The 15,488-nt window shown below is 69.4% G+C and carries 17 protein-coding genes; 9 read left to right on the top strand and 8 right to left on the bottom strand.

The genetic code is table 11. The annotated features are described in order from the left end of the window. Positions 1-42 precede the first annotated feature (42 nt). Positions 43-855, top strand: a complete 813-nt coding sequence (locus tag DEQ92_RS05470; protein ID WP_004972942.1) for a hypothetical protein — start codon at positions 43-45, stop codon at positions 853-855. 21 nt (positions 856-876) lie between these two features. On the opposite strand, the gene truD is transcribed toward DEQ92_RS05470, so the two are convergent. Together truD and pth2 are read right to left on the bottom strand one after the other, a co-directional pair. Next, the gene (gene truD / locus DEQ92_RS05465) at positions 877-2,265 is read right to left on the bottom strand and encodes a tRNA pseudouridine(13) synthase TruD (protein WP_004972940.1); all 1,389 of its coding nucleotides are present in this window, start codon (positions 2,263-2,265) and stop codon (positions 877-879) included. Further along, on the bottom strand, positions 2,265-2,603 hold the full coding sequence (gene pth2, locus DEQ92_RS05460) for a peptidyl-tRNA hydrolase Pth2 (protein ID WP_004972937.1): 339 nt from the start codon (positions 2,601-2,603) through the stop codon (positions 2,265-2,267). The genes truD and pth2 overlap by 1 nt, the downstream gene beginning before the upstream one ends. 96 nt (positions 2,604-2,699) lie before the next feature. Between pth2 and DEQ92_RS05455 the strand changes: the two genes are divergently transcribed. The 5 genes from DEQ92_RS05455 to DEQ92_RS05435 all read left to right on the top strand — a co-directional run bounded on the left by DEQ92_RS05455 (position 2,700) and on the right by DEQ92_RS05435 (position 6,326). Next, the gene (locus tag DEQ92_RS05455) at positions 2,700-3,440 is read left to right on the top strand and encodes a Yip1 family protein (protein WP_115820508.1); all 741 of its coding nucleotides are present in this window, start codon (positions 2,700-2,702) and stop codon (positions 3,438-3,440) included. Between the two features lie 144 nt (positions 3,441-3,584). Beyond that, positions 3,585-4,172 carry a dCTP deaminase gene (gene dcd / locus DEQ92_RS05450; protein WP_004972933.1) on the top strand — a complete coding sequence of 196 codons (588 nt, stop codon included), beginning with the start codon at positions 3,585-3,587 and terminating at the stop codon, positions 4,170-4,172. Next, positions 4,169-5,068: a thiamine-phosphate synthase family protein gene (locus DEQ92_RS05445; protein WP_004065036.1), complete on the top strand. Its 900-nt coding sequence runs from the start codon at positions 4,169-4,171 to the stop codon at positions 5,066-5,068. The genes dcd and DEQ92_RS05445 overlap by 4 nt, the downstream gene beginning before the upstream one ends. Before the next feature lie 10 nt (positions 5,069-5,078). Next, positions 5,079-5,792 carry a class I SAM-dependent methyltransferase gene (locus DEQ92_RS05440; protein WP_115820507.1) on the top strand — a complete coding sequence of 238 codons (714 nt, stop codon included), beginning with the start codon at positions 5,079-5,081 and terminating at the stop codon, positions 5,790-5,792. 66 nt (positions 5,793-5,858) lie between these two features. Further along, positions 5,859-6,326 carry a hypothetical protein gene (locus tag DEQ92_RS05435; protein WP_004972928.1) on the top strand — a complete coding sequence of 156 codons (468 nt, stop codon included), beginning with the start codon at positions 5,859-5,861 and terminating at the stop codon, positions 6,324-6,326. Positions 6,327-6,404: 78 nt separating this feature from the next. Here the strand turns inward: DEQ92_RS05435 and DEQ92_RS05430 are convergent, their stop codons facing one another. Then, positions 6,405-7,328 (bottom strand): sulfide-dependent adenosine diphosphate thiazole synthase, encoded by a 924-nt coding sequence (locus DEQ92_RS05430; protein ID WP_004065032.1) that lies wholly within the window; start codon positions 7,326-7,328, stop codon positions 6,405-6,407. A gap of 91 nt (positions 7,329-7,419) precedes the next feature. On the opposite strand from DEQ92_RS05430, the gene DEQ92_RS05425 reads away from it, so the two are divergent. Next, positions 7,420-8,907 carry a dihydrolipoamide acetyltransferase family protein gene (locus DEQ92_RS05425; RefSeq protein WP_049904952.1) on the top strand — a complete coding sequence of 496 codons (1,488 nt, stop codon included), beginning with the start codon at positions 7,420-7,422 and terminating at the stop codon, positions 8,905-8,907. Between the two features lie 54 nt (positions 8,908-8,961). Here the strand turns inward: DEQ92_RS05425 and DEQ92_RS05420 are convergent, their stop codons facing one another. From DEQ92_RS05420 to DEQ92_RS05410, 3 genes are read right to left on the bottom strand one after another with little or no spacing between them, the layout of a single operon-like run. Continuing rightward, on the bottom strand, positions 8,962-9,972 hold the full coding sequence (locus DEQ92_RS05420) for an NAD(+)/NADH kinase (protein ID WP_115820506.1): 1,011 nt from the start codon (positions 9,970-9,972) through the stop codon (positions 8,962-8,964). After that, entirely contained in the window at positions 9,973-10,983 is a 1,011-nt protein-coding gene (locus tag DEQ92_RS05415) for an alpha-ketoacid dehydrogenase subunit beta (RefSeq protein ID WP_004972922.1), read from the bottom strand. Next, the gene (locus tag DEQ92_RS05410; protein WP_004972921.1) at positions 10,980-12,014 is read right to left on the bottom strand and encodes a thiamine pyrophosphate-dependent dehydrogenase E1 component subunit alpha; all 1,035 of its coding nucleotides are present in this window, start codon (positions 12,012-12,014) and stop codon (positions 10,980-10,982) included. Before DEQ92_RS05410 ends, DEQ92_RS05415 begins: the two co-directional genes overlap by 4 nt. A gap of 249 nt (positions 12,015-12,263) precedes the next feature. On the opposite strand from DEQ92_RS05410, the gene DEQ92_RS05405 reads away from it, so the two are divergent. Next, positions 12,264-13,244 (top strand): glutathione S-transferase family protein, encoded by a 981-nt coding sequence (locus tag DEQ92_RS05405; RefSeq protein WP_004972919.1) that lies wholly within the window; start codon positions 12,264-12,266, stop codon positions 13,242-13,244. A gap of 130 nt (positions 13,245-13,374) precedes the next feature. After that, entirely contained in the window at positions 13,375-14,448 is a 1,074-nt protein-coding gene (locus tag DEQ92_RS05400; RefSeq protein WP_115820505.1) for a molybdopterin-dependent oxidoreductase, read from the top strand. 6 nt (positions 14,449-14,454) lie between these two features. Here the strand turns inward: DEQ92_RS05400 and DEQ92_RS23775 are convergent, their stop codons facing one another. Continuing rightward, the gene (locus tag DEQ92_RS23775) at positions 14,455-14,595 is read right to left on the bottom strand and encodes a hypothetical protein (protein ID WP_199522895.1); all 141 of its coding nucleotides are present in this window, start codon (positions 14,593-14,595) and stop codon (positions 14,455-14,457) included. A 74-nt stretch (positions 14,596-14,669) separates the two neighbouring features. After that, complete coding sequence (locus DEQ92_RS05395; RefSeq protein WP_115820504.1) at positions 14,670-15,428, bottom strand: 4-phosphopantoate--beta-alanine ligase; 759 nt, start codon at positions 15,426-15,428, stop codon at positions 14,670-14,672. Between the last annotated feature and the right edge of the window lie 60 nt (positions 15,429-15,488).

Below are 15,488 nucleotides of genomic sequence, written 5' to 3'. Positions count from 1 at the left end.
CGGCGAAACATATTCGTCCCCGTGTCCGAGAGTCCACTTCGTATGCGCCGCCGTGCTCTTCTCGCATCGCTGTCGCCGCTCGCGCTCGCCGGTTTCGTCGGACTGGTCGCGCTCGCACTCGACCCCGAGACGACCGTCCGCCTCGCCACGCAACTGGGCCAGTCGGCGCTCGATACGGGTCTCGCTGTCGCCTCGTACCTCCGCCGGGCCGCGCCCCTCTCGACGGCGCTCTTCGCCGTTCTCGCGTGGGTCGCCGCCGGGAGCTTCCGCGCGTTCGTCGCCCACCGCGACCCCTCGGACACGCGGACGACCGCCGAACTCGCGTTCGCGCTCGTCGCCTCCGCGGCCGTCCCGCTCGTCGTCGTCTTCGCCCGCGACAGACCCGTCGTCGTCGCCGGCGCGGGCGTCGCGCTCCTCGCCGCCGGCGGTGCCGTCTTCGCCGGCCGCTCGAACGCCGAGGGCGTCGTCACCGGGTCGCTGTACGCGATGGCCCCCGTCGCGCTCGGCGGTGTCGCCGCGTCGCTCGTCGCCGGTCCCTCGGTCGCCCGAACCGCGACGCTGGCGCTCCCGCTGGCGGTCGGCTACGCGCTCGGCGTCGCCAGCGCCCGCGGCCGGTTCCGCCTCGGCGCGACGGTCTCGGCGCTCGCGTTCGCAATCCCCGCGTGGTCGTACTTCCCGCCGGCCGCGGAGGCCGCCGGCTTCCGGTTGGAGACCGTCGGTCTCGCGGTCGGGTTCGCGGTCGCCGCGACGCTCTTTTCGCTTCCCTTCGCGGCCATCGGCTACGCGACCACGCGCACCGCGGACGCCGAGCGACGGGCGGGAGCCAGCCCCGCGGCAAGCGCCGCAAAACAGTAAGTTCGCGTCTCGATTCCCGTTTCAGAGGTCGAGCGGGCCGGCCTTCAGGTACTCGCGCATCACGGCCGTCGCGTACGAGCCGTGGGGGAGCGCGAAGTCGAAGACGAGGTCGTCGCCAGCGTCGTCAGCGTCGCCATCGCCGTCGGTGCCGCCCTCGCGGTCAACGTCGAGGTCGGTGCGGACGAGAATCGCCCGGCGCGTCCCGGTCGACCGGAAGTTGCCGGGGAGGTCGAAGTCGCCCGGTTCGAGGTCGAGGTCGTCGAGGACGGCCCGCTCGATGTCGCCCTGCTCGCCCTCGGCGAGTTCGGTGTCGGTGCCGACGAGCGGGGCCGTGACGAACGCGCGACCGCGTTCGATGTGTCGGCCCATGACCTCGACGCGGCGGCCCGTCGCGGTCTGGAGTCGGCTCACGTCGGGGAGCTCCAGCCCCTCGGGCGCGTCGCGGTCGGCGAAGCAGACCACGTCGCCCTCGACGGGTTCGTCGAACGGGAGGCCGCGGTCGAGGCGCTCCGAGAGCATCCGGTTGAACGCGTAGGACTGCGCGGCGTTGACGAACAGTCGCTGGAGGTTCGACGGGACCGATTCGAGCGCGTTGCGCCAGTCCTCGTCGGTCTCCGCGCCGTCCTCGGCGAGTCGGTGGAGCATGCCGCGCTCGTAGCCGAGGTAGCCCGGAATCCGGTCGAGCGCGCGGTGCCAGTCGGGGTCGGCCGACGCGGCTTCCTCGTCGACGACGGCGCGGCCTTCCTGCGTCTCCTCGGGTTCGTCCTCGGTCGGTCCGCCGCAGTACGCCAACACGGCCTCGCGCCACTCGCCGCGGACGACGTGCAGGCCGACTGTGTGGGTGATGGGGCGGATGCTGCCGAACCGCTGGTGGCCGAAGAAGTTCGGGACGCCGACGCGCTCGTCCCGGCCGCCGAACTCGGCGAGGGCGTCGGTGACGGCCGCGGCGTTTTCGGGGTTCTCGGGGTCGCGGACGCGGATGCGGAACCCGTTGCCCGCGAGGTCGCCGAAGTTCAGCGTGCGGCCGAGGCGGCCGACGACCTCGATGTCGGCGTTCGGAATCTCGGGCACGTCGTCGGCGTCGCCGCCGTTGACCGTGAACAGCTGGGTCGTCACGGCGTGTTTGTCCTTCGTGCCGGCCCACGAGACGCGCTCTCTGCTCGCGTCGAGTTCGTCCGAGAGCCGCCCCGCGAAGTCGTTGGTGTCCCAGCCGCGGAGGGTGACGCGGAGCACGAGGTTCGGGAAGTCGCCGGTCGGCGCGTCCGGCGGGCGGACGTTCAGCGAGTCGAGTTCGAGTTCGCGCACGCGGAAGTCCTCGGGGGCGACGCGAAGGCGGCCGCCGACGCCGTCGGCGTCGCTCACGTAGCTGTCGATGCCGACTGCGCGCTCCAGCGGGTGTGCCTCGCGCATCAGTACAGCGAGAGGTCGCCGGTCACGCGGTCGACCGATTCGTCGTCGGCGGGGCCGACCGCCAGCGCCGTCACCGTGCCGGGGTCGAGTTGCGTGTGCCCCGCGTCGCGGATGATGGCGTGGGGGATGCCCGCCCGCTCGGCCTTGTCGGCGAGTTTGAACAGTTCGGACTCGCCGTTGGCCTTGAGGACGACTTTCTTCTGTCCCTCGCCCTTCCAGCGCTTCCGAGTCTGCGAGTCGGTGTCCTCGTAGGCGGACAGCGAGGCGTGGGCGACCTGCGCGGCGAGCTTTCCCCGGCCCATGCCGAGGTCGGCGCGTGCGACGATGGCCTGTTTCATGCCCGCTACTCCCCGCCGACGCGGTAAATGTCCTCCCATCGCGGGCGTCGCGTGCGGGGCAGAAGACATTTCACCGACATCTCCGTGATTCGACTGATGGCAGGTCCCCGAACGCCCCTCCTCAAGCCGCGCGAGTACTTCGCGTCGCGGCCGCGACCGCTCGATACCGGCCGGGCGCTCGCCGTCGTCGCGCTCGTGACGCTCGTCGTCGCGGCCGCCACCGGCGGCATCCTCGTCACGTTCACCCAACAGCTCGACCAGCAGGTCAGCGTCGACAACCCCGCGCACGCGCCGGAATGGATGTGCGAAAACTACGAAGAGGGCGGCCCGTTCGCCGACATGGACGCGCCGGCGGGCTGCGACCCCTCGGTCCCCGAACAGCTCGACGAGCGCCTCGGCGACCTCGTCTGGGACGAAATCTCGTGGGTCCCGTGGGCGATGCTCGTCGGCGTGCCGCTGTTCTGGCTCTTCGAGGGGGTGATGCTCCACCTCGGAACCTCGCTCGTCGGCGGCGAGGGCGGCTTCGCCGAGTCCCTGACGGTCGCCGCGTGGGGGATGGTCCCGAGCGCGGCCCGCGCCCTCGCGCTCGCCGGCTACCTCGCCTACGTCCTCCCGCGAATCGACCTCCCGTCGACCCCCGAGGCCGCGGTCACCGCGATGCAGTCCGCGCTGTCCGGGTTCGGCCTCGTCAGCGGGGTCGTCGTGGTCGTCACGGTCGCGTGGGCGACGTACGTCCGAACGTACGGGATGGCCCGCGCCCGCGACCTCGACGTCGAGTCGGCCGCGGTCGTCACCGTCGGCCTGAGTCTCGTCGGTCTCCTGTTCGAACTCATCTGAGCCGCGCCGAACGGGGTGTCGTCTCCGAACCGAGACGGGGTGTCGTCTCCGAACCGAGACGGGGCGGTGTCGCCCCGCCGAGACTGGGTGGCACCTCCCGCCGAGAAGGTGGATTTACTTGTCCGCGTCGCGCTCCCTTCGAGTATGATACTCTCCGACTCGGACATCCTCGCACGCCTCGCCGAGGGTGACCTCGTGGTCGACCCGATAGACGACGTGGACATGCAGGTCCAGCCAGCGAGCGTCGACCTCCGCCTCGGCACCGAATTCCTGGAGTTCCAGCGCACGAACATCTCCTGTATCCACCCGAACCGAGAGCACGAAGTCTCCGAGTACGTCCGCGAGACGCACGTCCCGGAGGGCGACGACTTCATCCTCCACCCCGGCGACTTCGTCCTCGGCACGACCAAAGAGCGCGTGGCGATTCCGGACGACCTGCTGGCGACCGTCGAGGGGCGCTCTTCCCTCGGTCGCCTCGCGGTCGTCATCCACGCGACCGCCGGCATCGTCGATCCCGGCTACGAGGGCCAAATCACGCTCGAACTGTCGAACCTCGGCACCGCGCCGGTCGCGCTCACCCCCGGCATGCGCATCTCTCAGCTCGTGTTCACGGAGATGAAGTCGCCCGCCGACCGCCCCTACGGGGTCGAACGCGGCTCGAAGTATCAGGGCCAGCGCGGGCCGCAGGCGTCGCGGCTCAGCTCGGACCCCGAGTTCGGTGGCGACGAATGAAGTTCATCGAAGAAATCGTCGTGGACGCGTTCCTCCCGACGTTCCGCGCGCTCCTCGCGGAGGACCTCCGCGACCGCGGGTTCACCCAGTCGGAGGTCGCCGAGGCGCTCGGCATCAGCCAGAGCGCCGTCTCGAAGTACGCCCACGGCGAGGTCGCCACGAACGAGCGGGTCGCCACCGACCCCCGCGTCGTCGACCTCGTCTCCCGCGTCGGCGACGGCCTCGCCACCGGCGACATGACGCCCGTGCAGGCGCTCGTCGAGGCCGAGGTCCTCATCCGCCAACTCGAAGAGGGTGACCTGCTGTCGGACCTCCACGAAGAGGAGATGCCCGAACTCGCCTCCCACGACGGCTTCCGGAGCATCCACGACCCCGAGGGTCGCCTCCGAACCGTCGAGCAGGTCCGCTCGTCGGTCCGCCGCGGCCTCCGCATGCTCACGAACACCTCCGGCTTCGCGGGGCTCATCCCGAACGTCGGCTCCAACCTCGTGGAGTCGCTCCCGGACGCCGACAGCGTCGACGACGTGGCCGCCATCCCCGGCCGCATCTTCGACGTGAAGGGACAGGCGACCGTTCCCGGCGAACCCGAGTTCGGCGTTAGCGGCCACGTCGCGGGCGTCCTGCTTTCGGCCCGCGCCGCCGGTGCCGACGTGAACGCCGCGCTCAACATCGTCTACGACGCGGGCGTCATCGAGGACCTCGAAGCCGCGGGCTACGAGTGCATCGAGTTCGACCCGGACGCGCCGACCGACCCGGTCCGCGAACTCCTCACCGCCCGCGACCTGCCGGAGACGTTCGTCGTCTACCAGAGCGGCGGCTACGGCATCGAACCCATCACGTACATCCTCGGCCCCGACGCGCCCGCCGTCGCCGACGTGGTCCGCGTCCTGCTCTGAGGCCCGTCCCATGACAGCCGAACAGCCCAACTCCCGTTCCCGTTCTCGCTCCCCGTCGTCGGTCGCCCAGTCGTTCTACACCCGCTGGGCGACGCTGTACGACGCGCTCGCCCGCCGCGCGCCCGGCGTCGGGAGCGTCAGAACCGAAGCCGCCGACGCGCTCGCGCTCGCCCCGGGCGAGACGGTCGTCGAGATGGGCTGCGGGACGGGCGCGAACCTCCCGTACCTCGCCGAGCGCGTCGGTCCCGAGGGGACCGTCGTCGGCGTCGACTTCTCCCCCGGCGTCCTCGACGTGGCCCGCGAGCAGACCCGCGACTCCCCGAACGTCCACCTCGTCCGCGCCGACGCGACTCGGCCGCCGGTCGCACGCGGACTCACCGAGTCCCCGGACGCCGTCCTCGCCACCTTCGTCTCGGGGATGTTCGACGACCCCGCGGCCGTGGTCTCGTCGTGGGCGGACCTCGTCGGCTCCGGCGGGCGACTCTGTCTCGTCGACCTCGCGGAGACGACCGACCCGCGCTGGCGACCGCTCAATCCGGCGTTTCGGGCGCTCGTCCGCGTTACCGCGCCGCCGGGGTCGCGCACGATGCGCGCGTCGCCGACGAAGATGCTGAACCGGCGGCTCGTCGCGGCCCACCGGGCGCTCGAATCGCGGTGTCGGGTGACCCACGAGACGACCCACGCGCTCGGCTTCGCGCGGGTCCGTGCGGGCGTCGTGAAGTAGCAATCGCCGGCGTGTGGTCCGACCGGCCGACAGAAGCGATATGTCGCCCCGGTGTCAACCGGTGGCATGGCCTCGTTCCTCGCGGAGCTTCTCGGCGCGCCCTTCAACGCGTTTCACCTCTTGTTCTTGGGGCTCGTCGGCTACTGGGTGTCTCTCGACGCCGCCGAGCGGGGGAGTAACGCGAGTCTCCTGTGGGCGCTCGGCTGTGTCGTCTTCCAACCGCTCGTCGTCGGGTATCTGCTCTACCGGAGTCGAATCGGCGGGCGGCCCGAACCGGCGGGCGTTCAGGAGCGACTGGTCGGAACCTTCGTCATCAGTCACTTCGTCGCGGCACAGCTCTGGTTCGCGCTGCGACTCGTTGACGTAGTCGCGTCGGTGGCGTACCCGCCGGTCGTCGAGTTACAGTACTATCTCGCGTTGTTCGCTGTCGGTGCCGTCCCCGGCTTCCTGCTCGTGTGGAACCGTGGGTGGGCGCGAATCCGGCGAACGCTCGGCTGGGTTCACGAACAGGAACGCGAGGGAGTCCAGCAGTAACGGAAAACGGGTCGGGAGCGACCCGAAACAAGTGTCAGAGGCGTCGGGGGAACCGACAATCGGACCGTCGGGAGACGGTCAGTCGTCGGCCGGAGCGGGCCCGGAGATGCTCACTTCGGGCGCGTCGCGGCCGAGTTCGTCGAGGCAGGACTGCGCCGCCTGTCGGCCGGACAGCAGCATGGCACCGAACGTCGGGCCCATGCGCGGCAGGTGGTGGGCGGTGGCGACGGCCATGCCGGAGGCGACGACGCCGGGGTGGACGACGCCCGTCGCGTCGACGATGCTGTCTTCGCTCTCGGAGACCCACATCGAGTCGTGGCCGGGCGAGTCGTGGCCGGGCGCGCCGTACTCGCCGTCGGCGGTCTTGTCCATGCCCGTGTTGTGTTCCTTGGCGTGTTCGATGCCGTTCACGTCGAGGACGCCGCGCTCGGAGAGCTTCGAGAGGACGACCGCGTCGTGGCCCGTCGCGTCGAGGACGAGGTCGGACTCGACCGCGATGGGGTCGACGCAGGTGAGTTCGCGCGGGAGCGCGTGGACCGGCGTCCAGTTCATGACGATGCCGCCGACGCGGTCGTCCTCGCGGAGGACGACGTCGGTGAACTCGGTCATGTTCTGGATTTTCGCGCCGGCGTCGCAGGCGGCCTTGATGAGCGCGGAACAGGCGTGCGGGCCGTCGGCGACGTACAGCCCCTCGGCCTCGTCGCTCTCCTCGTAGGGGACGCCGAGTTCGTCGAGGACGCGCTGGGCCGGGTCGCGGACGGTCACCTTGTTCATGAGGAAGCCGCCCAGCCAGAAGCCGCCGCCGAGGTAGTTGTTCTTCTCCACGATGGTCACGTCGACGCCGCGCTCGGCGAGTTCCTTGGCCGCGACGAGGCCGGAGGGACCGCCGCCGACGACGATGACTTCGGTGTCGGTGCGCTCGCGGAACTCCTCCATCCACGAGTCCGAAATCGCGCGTGTGACCTGTGCTTCTGTCGCGTCGGTGAATCCGTCGAACGACATATCACCTAGTGATATCACCTAGTAGTAAAGCCTGTTGGTCGGCGGACTCGCCGACCTAGGTATATCACGTTCTATTGTGTATGTTACTGCCATGGCGTACGTAGTCAAGATGCCCAAACTGGGACTGGAGATGAAGTCGGGCGAGCTCTCGGCGTGGCTCGTCTCGGAGGGCGACGAGGTCACCGAGGGCGAGCCAATCGCCGAAATCGAGTCGGAGAAGACGACGGCGGAAATCGACGCCAAGGAAGACGGCGTCCTGCGGCGCGTCGTCCTCGCCGAGGGCGAGTCGACAGCGCCCGGCGGCGCGCTGGCAATCGTCGCCGGTGCGGACGAGGACATCACCCAGTTGGAGGCGGACGCGGGCGTCGGCGAGGGTGGCGAGGAATCCGCCGCGACTGACGACGCGGCGGCGGACGCTGGCACGGCCGAGACGACCGAGACGGCGGCGACTGGCGACGCCTCGTCGGTGGCGAAACGACGGTCGAGCGGGTCGAGCGGGGCGTCAGGGAACGGCGAGGTCCGCGCGTCGCCGCGCGCGAAGCGACTCGCGGACGACCTCGGGCTCGACCTCACGGCCGTCGAGGGAACCGGGCCGCAGGGGGCAATCACCGAGAGCGACGTGGAAGCCGCGGCGGAGTCCGCGACGCCCGCCGAGACCGACGACTCCGGAGCGACCGCCGACACGGCGGACAAGCGCGTGTTTGCCCCGCCGAGCGCCCGCCGCCTCGCCCGCGAACTCGGCGTCGACATCGCGGCGGTCGAGGGCACGGGACAGAACGGCCGCATCACCGAGTCCGACGTGCGGGCGGCGGGCGGCGCGAGCGCGGCGGCAACCGACTCGCCGGCGACCGCCGGGGCCGATGCGACCGCCGCGAGCGAACCGGTCGAGACGGAGCGGCCGCTGTCGGGGATGCGCCGCACCATCGCCGACCGCCTCGGCGAGAGCTACCGTGAGGCGGTCCACGTCACAATCGACCGCCGCGCCGACGCGGAGGAACTGCTCGCCGCGGCGAACGCCGCCGACGACGCCCTCGGCGTGGACGTGTCGATAACGGACGTACTGCTCCTCGCGCTCTCGGCGTCCCTCGACGAACACCCCGAGTTCAACGCGACCTTCGAGGACGGCGTCCACAGGCTCCACGGGGAGCACAACGTCTGCATCGCGGTCGATATCGACGAGGGACTCATCGCGCCGGTCGTCCGCGACGTGGCCTCGCTGTCGCTCGCCGAACTCGCCGAGACCCGCGCCGAGGTCACCCAGCGGGCGCTGTCGGGTGACTTCACGATGGACGACCTCTCGGGGGGCACGTTCACCGTCTCGAACCTCGGCGTCCTCGGCGTCGAGTCGTTCGACCCGGTCATCAACCCGCCGCAGGTCGCCATCCTCGGCGTCAACACGATTCGCCGGGAGGCCGTGCCGACCGACGACGGCGACGTGGCCGTCCGGCGAGTTATCTCCTTTTCGCTGTCGTTCGACCACCGCATCGTCGACGGGGCGGACGCGGCCCGCATGCTCGGCACGCTCGTCGAACACGTCGAGAACCCGTGGTCGCTCGTCATCGCCGCCGGCGGGCGGTGAAAAAATCGGCGGCCGAACTGGTCGGTCAGGCCGGGCCGGGTCGGGGCCGCCGGCTCACCCGAGCCTGAAGCGCCCGTCGCTGGCCGCTCGTTCGAGGACCGACTCGACGTCGACCAGTCGCGGGCCGTCGCTCACCGGGCGGAGGCGGACGGTCCCGTTTCGCACCTCGTGTTCCCGCTCGCCGTCGACGCTGACGACCCCGCGGTCGACCTCGAACGCGTAGTCCTCGCCGTCGTCGAGGACGCGGTGTTCAGCCACGTCGACCGTCGAGAGTCGTCCGGGGACGGTAATCGCCCTGACCGTCGTTGGGGCGGTCGCTCCGCTCTCGCCGTCGCGAGCCAGTCGGAAGCCGACGCCGCCGGGGTCGTCCGGCCGGTGCGTGACGAGACCGCCGGCGATTCCCGAGAGCCCGATTTCGGCGGGCGACGACCGCGAGACGACGCCGCCGACGATGTCGCTCGGGTCGAGAATCGCCCGCGTGCCGACGAAGGGGCGGTCGAGAACGCCGACGGTTGCGAGCCCGCGGATGACCGTCGTCTGTTCGGCCCGGACGACGTTGACCTCGATGGTCCCGTGGCGCGTCGTCGCCTCCGCGGCGGGGACGGCTCCGCTTCCGACGAGCGCGGCGGCCGCGCCCGCGACGGTGCCGTCGACGGGCGTCGGGACGACGTTGTTCGTCCCCGTCGAGATGCTCACGACCGGCACGTCGCCGATGGTCTGGGCCACGTCCCGCGTCGTGCCGTCGCCGCCGAGGACGACGACGGCGTCGGCGTGGTCCGCGAAGTGGGCCGCGGCCGTTCTGCTGTCCCGTCCCGACGCCGTGACCGTCATGTCCACGAACTCGACGCCGAGTTCATCGGGCGCGTCGTCGACGATGCGGTCGGCGAGCCCCGTGCTGTCGGGCATGACGAGCACGTCCACGTCGTCGGCGAGCGTCAGCCCCGCGAGGACACAGCCCGCGGTGCGGCGTTTCGCGTAGTTGTTACTGACGCTCGCGCCGCCGGTGAGCCGACGGATGTCGCGGCCGGCGGCGGGGTTGACGAGGAGACCGATAGTGGTCGTCACTTACACGATGCGGTTGATTGCGGCTTCCACGTCGGAGCCGTGGGGAAGCACCTCCTCTTCGAGCGCGGGGCTGAAGGGGATGTGAACGTCGGCGACGCCGACCCGCTGGATGGGCGCGTCGAGGCTGTAGAACGCGTTCTCCATGACGCGCGTCGCCACCTCAGCGTGGGTCCCGTACGACAGCGGGCTTTCGTCGGCGATGACGAGGCGACCGGTCTTTTTGACGCTCTCGACCAGCGTCTCGGTGTCCATCGGGTAGAGCGACCGGAGGTCGATGACCTCGACGCTCGTCTGTCCCGCGAGTTCCTCGGCGAGTTCGAGCGACTCGCCGACCATGCGCTGGGTGGCGACGACGGTCACGTCCTCGCCCTCGCGCTCGACGCTCGCGGTGCCGATTGGGATGGTGAAGTCGTCGTCGAGCGGCACCTCGCCCTTCTGTTCGTATATCTGCTTGTTCTCGAAGACGATGACCGGGTCGTCGGACCGGATGGCCGACTTCAACAGCCCCTTGGCGGACGCCGGCGTCGCGGGCGCGACGGCCATCACGCCGGGGAAGTGGGCAAACCACGTGTGAATCGTCCCGGAGTGCTGGCTGGCCGCGCCGCTCCCGCCGCCCTCGGTCGTTCTGACGGTGACGGGCATCTCCGTCTTACCGCCGAACATGTAGCGGTTCTTCGCCATCTGGTTGATTATCTGCTCGGAGCAGACGCCGATGAAGTCCGAGAACATGATTTCGACGACCGGCCGCGTTCCGGTCGCCGCAGCGCCGACCGCCGCGCCCATGAAGCCGGCTTCGCTGATGGGCGTGTCGCGGACGCGCTCCTCGCCGAACTGCTCGACGAGGTCGCCTGTGACCTCGTAGACGCCGCCGAACTTCCCGACGTCCTCGCCCATGACGAACACGTCGTCGTCGCGTTCGAGTTCCTCGCGGAGGGCGAGTCGAATCGCCTCCCGGATGGTCATCTCCTTCGTCTGGTCCGGGCCGGTCCCGCTGCTGGTCTCGGTGCTCATCGGTCCTCACCTCCGTCGGCCCGCATCCCGCTGGAGAAGTCGCTAATCTCCGGAACGGCCGCGTTGAACATGTCTTCGTACGCCTCGCTCGGGTCCGGGTACGCCGCGTCTTTCGCCTTCCCGACGGCGTCTTCGATCTGCTGGTCGATTTCGGCTTTCATCTCGTCGAACTCGTCTTCGGTTATCGTCCCCGCGTCCACGAGTCGTCGCTTGAACGACTCGATGGCGTCGCGGTCCTTCCAAATCGCGACGTCCTCCTCGGTCCGGTACGGCTGTTGGTCGCCCTCGAAGTGGCCGTGGTACCGATACGTCTCGGCCTCGATGAACGTCGGTCCCTCGCCGTCGGCGGCCCGCTTGCGCGCCTCCTTGACGGCCTCGTAGACCGCGGTGATGTCCATCCCGTCGACGGTGAAACCGGGGATGTTGTACGCCTCCGCGGTCTCGCTGAGGTTCTGGACGTTGTGCTGTTTCTCGACGGGTGTCGCCTCGCCGTACTGGTTGTTTTCGACGAGGAACACCGCCGGGAGGTTCCACGTCGCCGCGAGGTTGATGGCCTCGTGGACCTGTCCCTGTGCGACCGCGCCGTCGCCGAAGAACGCCAGCGCGACGGTGTCTTCGCCCTTCAGATGCGAGGTGAGCGCGGCACCCGTCGCCAGCGGCGGCCCCGCGCCGACGATGCCGTTCGCCCCGAGCATCCCCGCGTCGACGTCCGCGATGTGCATCGACCCGCCTTTGCCGTTACAGTAGCCGTTGGCCTTGCCGAACAGTTCGGCCATCATCAGGTCCGGGTCGAGGCCCTTCGCGATGCAGTGGCCGTGTCCCCTGTGGGTGCTCGTGATGTAGTCGTCCGATTCGAGGGCCGAACACGCGCCGACCCCGACCGCTTCCTCACCGACGTAGAGGTGGACGAACCCGGGGAGTTCGCCGTCGCTGAATAGGTCGGCCGCTTTCGTGTCGAACGCTCGAATCGTGAGCATCCGGCGAAGCGCCTCGCGCTGTCCATCCTCCGTCTCGATGTCTAGTACCACCATGCGACATCCCCACAATTGTCATAATCTATGATGGCTTTTTCTCAAACTGACAGTCACCGAGTTAGTCGCGCGGGTGTGACTGTGTAATCGAATCACACGGGGCTGTGCCGATTCTGACGACTCTCTTACACGAGGTGACGACATGCGTCGCCGCCCCGGATAGCCGGCCGGTTACACCGATGTCGCCTCCCAACTTTTGGTGTTCAGGTCCCAACGGACGGACATGCGAGCACTCCAGGTCGTGGTAGCATGAACATGCTCTACGAAGGCGAGTGGCGAACCGACAAGTTCGTCGCCAACAACGAAGACGGCGAGTTCGAGCGCCAGACGACCGACTTCCGCAACTGGGTCGGCGAGGACGAGCGGTTCCCGGTCGAGGCCGGGCGATACCACCTCTACATCTGTCGGGCGTGCCCGTGGGCACACCGCACCGCGATGACGCGCGCGCTGAAGGGCCTCGAAGACGCGATTTCGCTGTCGCTCGTCGAACCCGTCCGCATCGACGACGGCTGGGAGTTCTCCGAGGACCTCCCGGACCCGCTGTACGGCGAGGAGTTCCTCCGCGACATCTACCTCCGCGCCGACGACGAGTTCACCGGGCGCGTCACCGTGCCCGTGCTGTGGGACAAAGAGCGCGAGACTATCGTCAACAACGAGTCACGCGAGATAATGCGGATGCTCGACGAGGCGTTCGACCCCATCGCCGACAACGACGTGGACCTCAACCCCGACGGTTACGAGGAGGAGGTCGACCGCCTCATCGACGAGATTTACGAGCCGGTCAACAACGGCGTCTACCGCGCCGGGTTCGCGACGACCCAAGAAGCCTACGAGGAGGCCGTCGAGGAACTGTTCGACGCGCTGGACCACTGGGACGAGGTCCTCGACGACCAGCGGTTCCTCGCCGGCGACGTGCTCACCGAGGCGGACATCGCGATGTTCGCGACGCTGATTCGCTTCGACCACGTCTACCACACGCACTTCAAGTGTAACAAGAAGGCCATCCACGAGTACGACAACCTCTGGAACTACACGAAGGAACTCTACCAGCTTCCGGGGGTCGCAAAGACGGTCAACATGGACCACATCGTCCGGCACTACTTCGTCAGCCACGGCGACATCAACCCCAAGCGCATCTACGGCGTCGGCCCCGACCTCGACTTCGAGGCGGAACACGACCGCGACCGCCTTCCGGCGGACCTCCCCGCGGCGCTGACGGCCGACGACTGAACCGCCGCTCGGTTTTCGCGCTCGTCTCCGTCCCCGTCTCCGTCTCCGTCCCCGTCTTCGTTTCGCGCCCGGCTCCGTTCTCGCCGTCTCTCTCGACACCCTATTCCCGTTCGAAACGCTATCACTTCTCATGGCAAGCCGCGCGACCCGCGCGCTCCGGCGGTTCGAACCGCCGCCGCGGGCGGTCGACTGGTCCATCTTCGCGCTCGTCGTCTTCGAGACGCTCTCGGGCGTGCTGAGCCTCGGGGCCGGCCATCCGGCCAACGGCCTCCTGTTCGTCGTCCACGGCGTCGCCGGCCTCTCGCTGGTCGCGCTCGTCGGCTTCAAACTCTATCGGGTCCGCCACCGCGTGGTCGACTCGCGGCTCCGGGACCGCCACACAGCCGTCTCGATTCTCCTCGCGGTCGTCGCGCTCGCGGCACTCGGCACCGGCATCGCGTGGGTGCTCGGCGTCGAGGTCCGAATCGCCTTCTGGACGCTTCTCAACGTCCACATCGGCTTCGGCCTGCTCGTCATTCCAGTCCTTCTCGTCCACCTCTGGGCGCGCTTCCGCGCACCCCGCGCGGTCGACTTCGCGGAGCGACGCCGGGCGCTCCAGTACGGCGCGATACTCGTCTTCGGCGCGGCGAGCTACCGCGCGACCGAGACGGTGGGGTCGCTCCGCGGCGTCGGTCGACGATTCACCGGGTCGCGGCCGCTCCCGCCCGGCGAGGGCAACGACGCCTTTCCGGTGACGAGTTGGGTCGCCGACGACCCCGACCCCGTCGACCACGACTCGTGGTCCCTTTCGGTCGCGGGACTGGTCGACCGTCCGCTCGAACTCGACCGGGCGGACCTCGCGCCCGACGAGACGCGGTCGGTCCTCTTGGACTGCACGAGCGGGTGGTACACCGAGCAGAACTGGACCGGCGTGAGACTCGGTGACGCGCTCGATAGCGCCGGTGTTCACTCGTCAGCGCGGTGGGTGACGGTCCGGTCGGTGACGGGCTTCCGGTGGTCCTTCCCAATCGCGGAGGCCCGGGAGATGTTGCTTGCGACCCGCGTCGGCGGCGAACCGCTCTCGCACGGCCACGGCGCGCCGCTCCGACTGGTCGCGCCGAACCGACGCGGCTTCCAGTGGGTCAAGTGGGTCGATGCGGTCGAGGTGCGCCGGCGACGCGACCCGGCCCAGTGGCTCGCGGTGCTGGTGAGCGGGTTCGGATAGCGACGCTCACCACGGGAGAATCCACAGCACGTCGACGAAGCGGTCCAGAAGCGACGTGTCGCTCTCGCCGTCTTCGTCGGCCGCGTCGTCGGTCGAAGCGTCCGTCGCCCCGCCTTCGTCGGGCGCGCTCGTATCGGTGGAGGTCATACCCGTGCTATACTCGTCAGCACAAGAATACTTTCTGTGGACGTCGAGAGACGGCGACGAGCGGTATCGGTCGCTTACTCGTCGTCTGTGCCCGCACGAATCGCTCGCTCTGCCGCGTCGAGGGCGGCGTCGGCGTCGAACTCGGCGACGATGGTCTCCAGTTCCTCGCGCGTCGCGCCCGCGTCTCGCAGGTCGCGGGCGTGAGCGGTGATGTTCGGCACGGCGCGCACGATGTTGTCCACGATGGGGACCGTGGCGACCTGCGCCGACCGCGACATCGGGTTGAGGTCGACGACGATTTCGACTTTGTCCATCGCGCCGAGCGCCTCGGCCCGGTCGCCGTCCTCCAGCGGGACGACGACCACGTCGGCGCTCCCGATGCCGTCGGCGTCGACCTTCGCGCGCTCGTGGTCGATGCCCGGAATCCGCCCGTCGGCGGTGAGTCCCTTCACCTCGTCCGCGCCGTGGTCGCGCAGGTGGTCGACGATGGCCCGCATGCGCTCGTCGGTGCGGTTGAACAGATTGACTTCGATGTCGGCGTCGACGGCCGCCGCGAGTTCGACGATTTCGCCGGGGCAGAGCGCCGCGACGTTCCCGTTGACCGAGATGACCGGGTGGTCGGCGAGCAGGAGGTGCGCCGCGGCCGCCCGCGCGGCCTCGTCCGCGCTCGGAATCGTCCGCTCGCCGAGGAGGTAATCGAACGCCTCGCCGCGCCCCTGCGCGATGAGTCCCTGCCGGCTCGTGATACCCTTCTCGACGCCTTCCTCGATGCGGTGGCGGGTGAGAAGCGACTGGTATCTCGGGTGGCTCTCGGGAATCTCGATGTCGCTCATTGGTGGTGGGTCGTCGCCGCGACAGTAACACGTTTTCTCATCGGCGCGGGCGGGATTCCG

This window comes from Haloferax sp. Atlit-6N, assembly GCF_003383195.1.
Taxonomy (GTDB): Archaea; Halobacteriota; Halobacteria; order Halobacteriales; family Haloferacaceae; genus Haloferax; species Haloferax gibbonsii.
The sequence above is the reverse complement of the archived record's forward strand: the minus strand, read 5'-3'. Positions and strand labels throughout refer to the sequence as shown.

Bases quoted from the DNA above. Each gene is read 5' to 3' on its own strand.
- DEQ92_RS05415 (WP_004972922.1), bottom strand. From the start codon at position 10,983: ATGAGCACCGAGACCAGCAGCGGGACCGGCCCGGACCAGACGAAGGAG.
- DEQ92_RS05405 (WP_004972919.1), top strand. From the start codon at position 12,264: ATGAACATGCTCTACGAAGGCGAGTGGCGAACCGACAAGTTCGTCGCC.
- DEQ92_RS23775 (WP_199522895.1), bottom strand. From the start codon at position 14,595: ATGACCTCCACCGATACGAGCGCGCCCGACGAAGGCGGGGCGACGGAC.
- DEQ92_RS05425 (WP_049904952.1), top strand. From the start codon at position 7,420: ATGGCGTACGTAGTCAAGATGCCCAAACTGGGACTGGAGATGAAGTCG.
- DEQ92_RS05435 (WP_004972928.1), top strand. From the start codon at position 5,859: ATGGCCTCGTTCCTCGCGGAGCTTCTCGGCGCGCCCTTCAACGCGTTT.
- truD (WP_004972940.1), bottom strand. From the start codon at position 2,265: ATGCGCGAGGCACACCCGCTGGAGCGCGCAGTCGGCATCGACAGCTAC.
- DEQ92_RS05445 (WP_004065036.1), top strand. From the start codon at position 4,169: ATGAAGTTCATCGAAGAAATCGTCGTGGACGCGTTCCTCCCGACGTTC.
- dcd (WP_004972933.1), top strand. From the start codon at position 3,585: ATGATACTCTCCGACTCGGACATCCTCGCACGCCTCGCCGAGGGTGAC.
- DEQ92_RS05395 (WP_115820504.1), bottom strand. From the start codon at position 15,428: ATGAGCGACATCGAGATTCCCGAGAGCCACCCGAGATACCAGTCGCTT.
- DEQ92_RS05440 (WP_115820507.1), top strand. From the start codon at position 5,079: ATGACAGCCGAACAGCCCAACTCCCGTTCCCGTTCTCGCTCCCCGTCG.
- DEQ92_RS05410 (WP_004972921.1), bottom strand. From the start codon at position 12,014: ATGGTGGTACTAGACATCGAGACGGAGGATGGACAGCGCGAGGCGCTT.
- DEQ92_RS05470 (WP_004972942.1), top strand. From the start codon at position 43: ATGCGCCGCCGTGCTCTTCTCGCATCGCTGTCGCCGCTCGCGCTCGCC.
- DEQ92_RS05455 (WP_115820508.1), top strand. From the start codon at position 2,700: ATGGCAGGTCCCCGAACGCCCCTCCTCAAGCCGCGCGAGTACTTCGCG.
- DEQ92_RS05400 (WP_115820505.1), top strand. From the start codon at position 13,375: ATGGCAAGCCGCGCGACCCGCGCGCTCCGGCGGTTCGAACCGCCGCCG.
- DEQ92_RS05430 (WP_004065032.1), bottom strand. From the start codon at position 7,328: ATGTCGTTCGACGGATTCACCGACGCGACAGAAGCACAGGTCACACGC.
- pth2 (WP_004972937.1), bottom strand. From the start codon at position 2,603: ATGAAACAGGCCATCGTCGCACGCGCCGACCTCGGCATGGGCCGGGGA.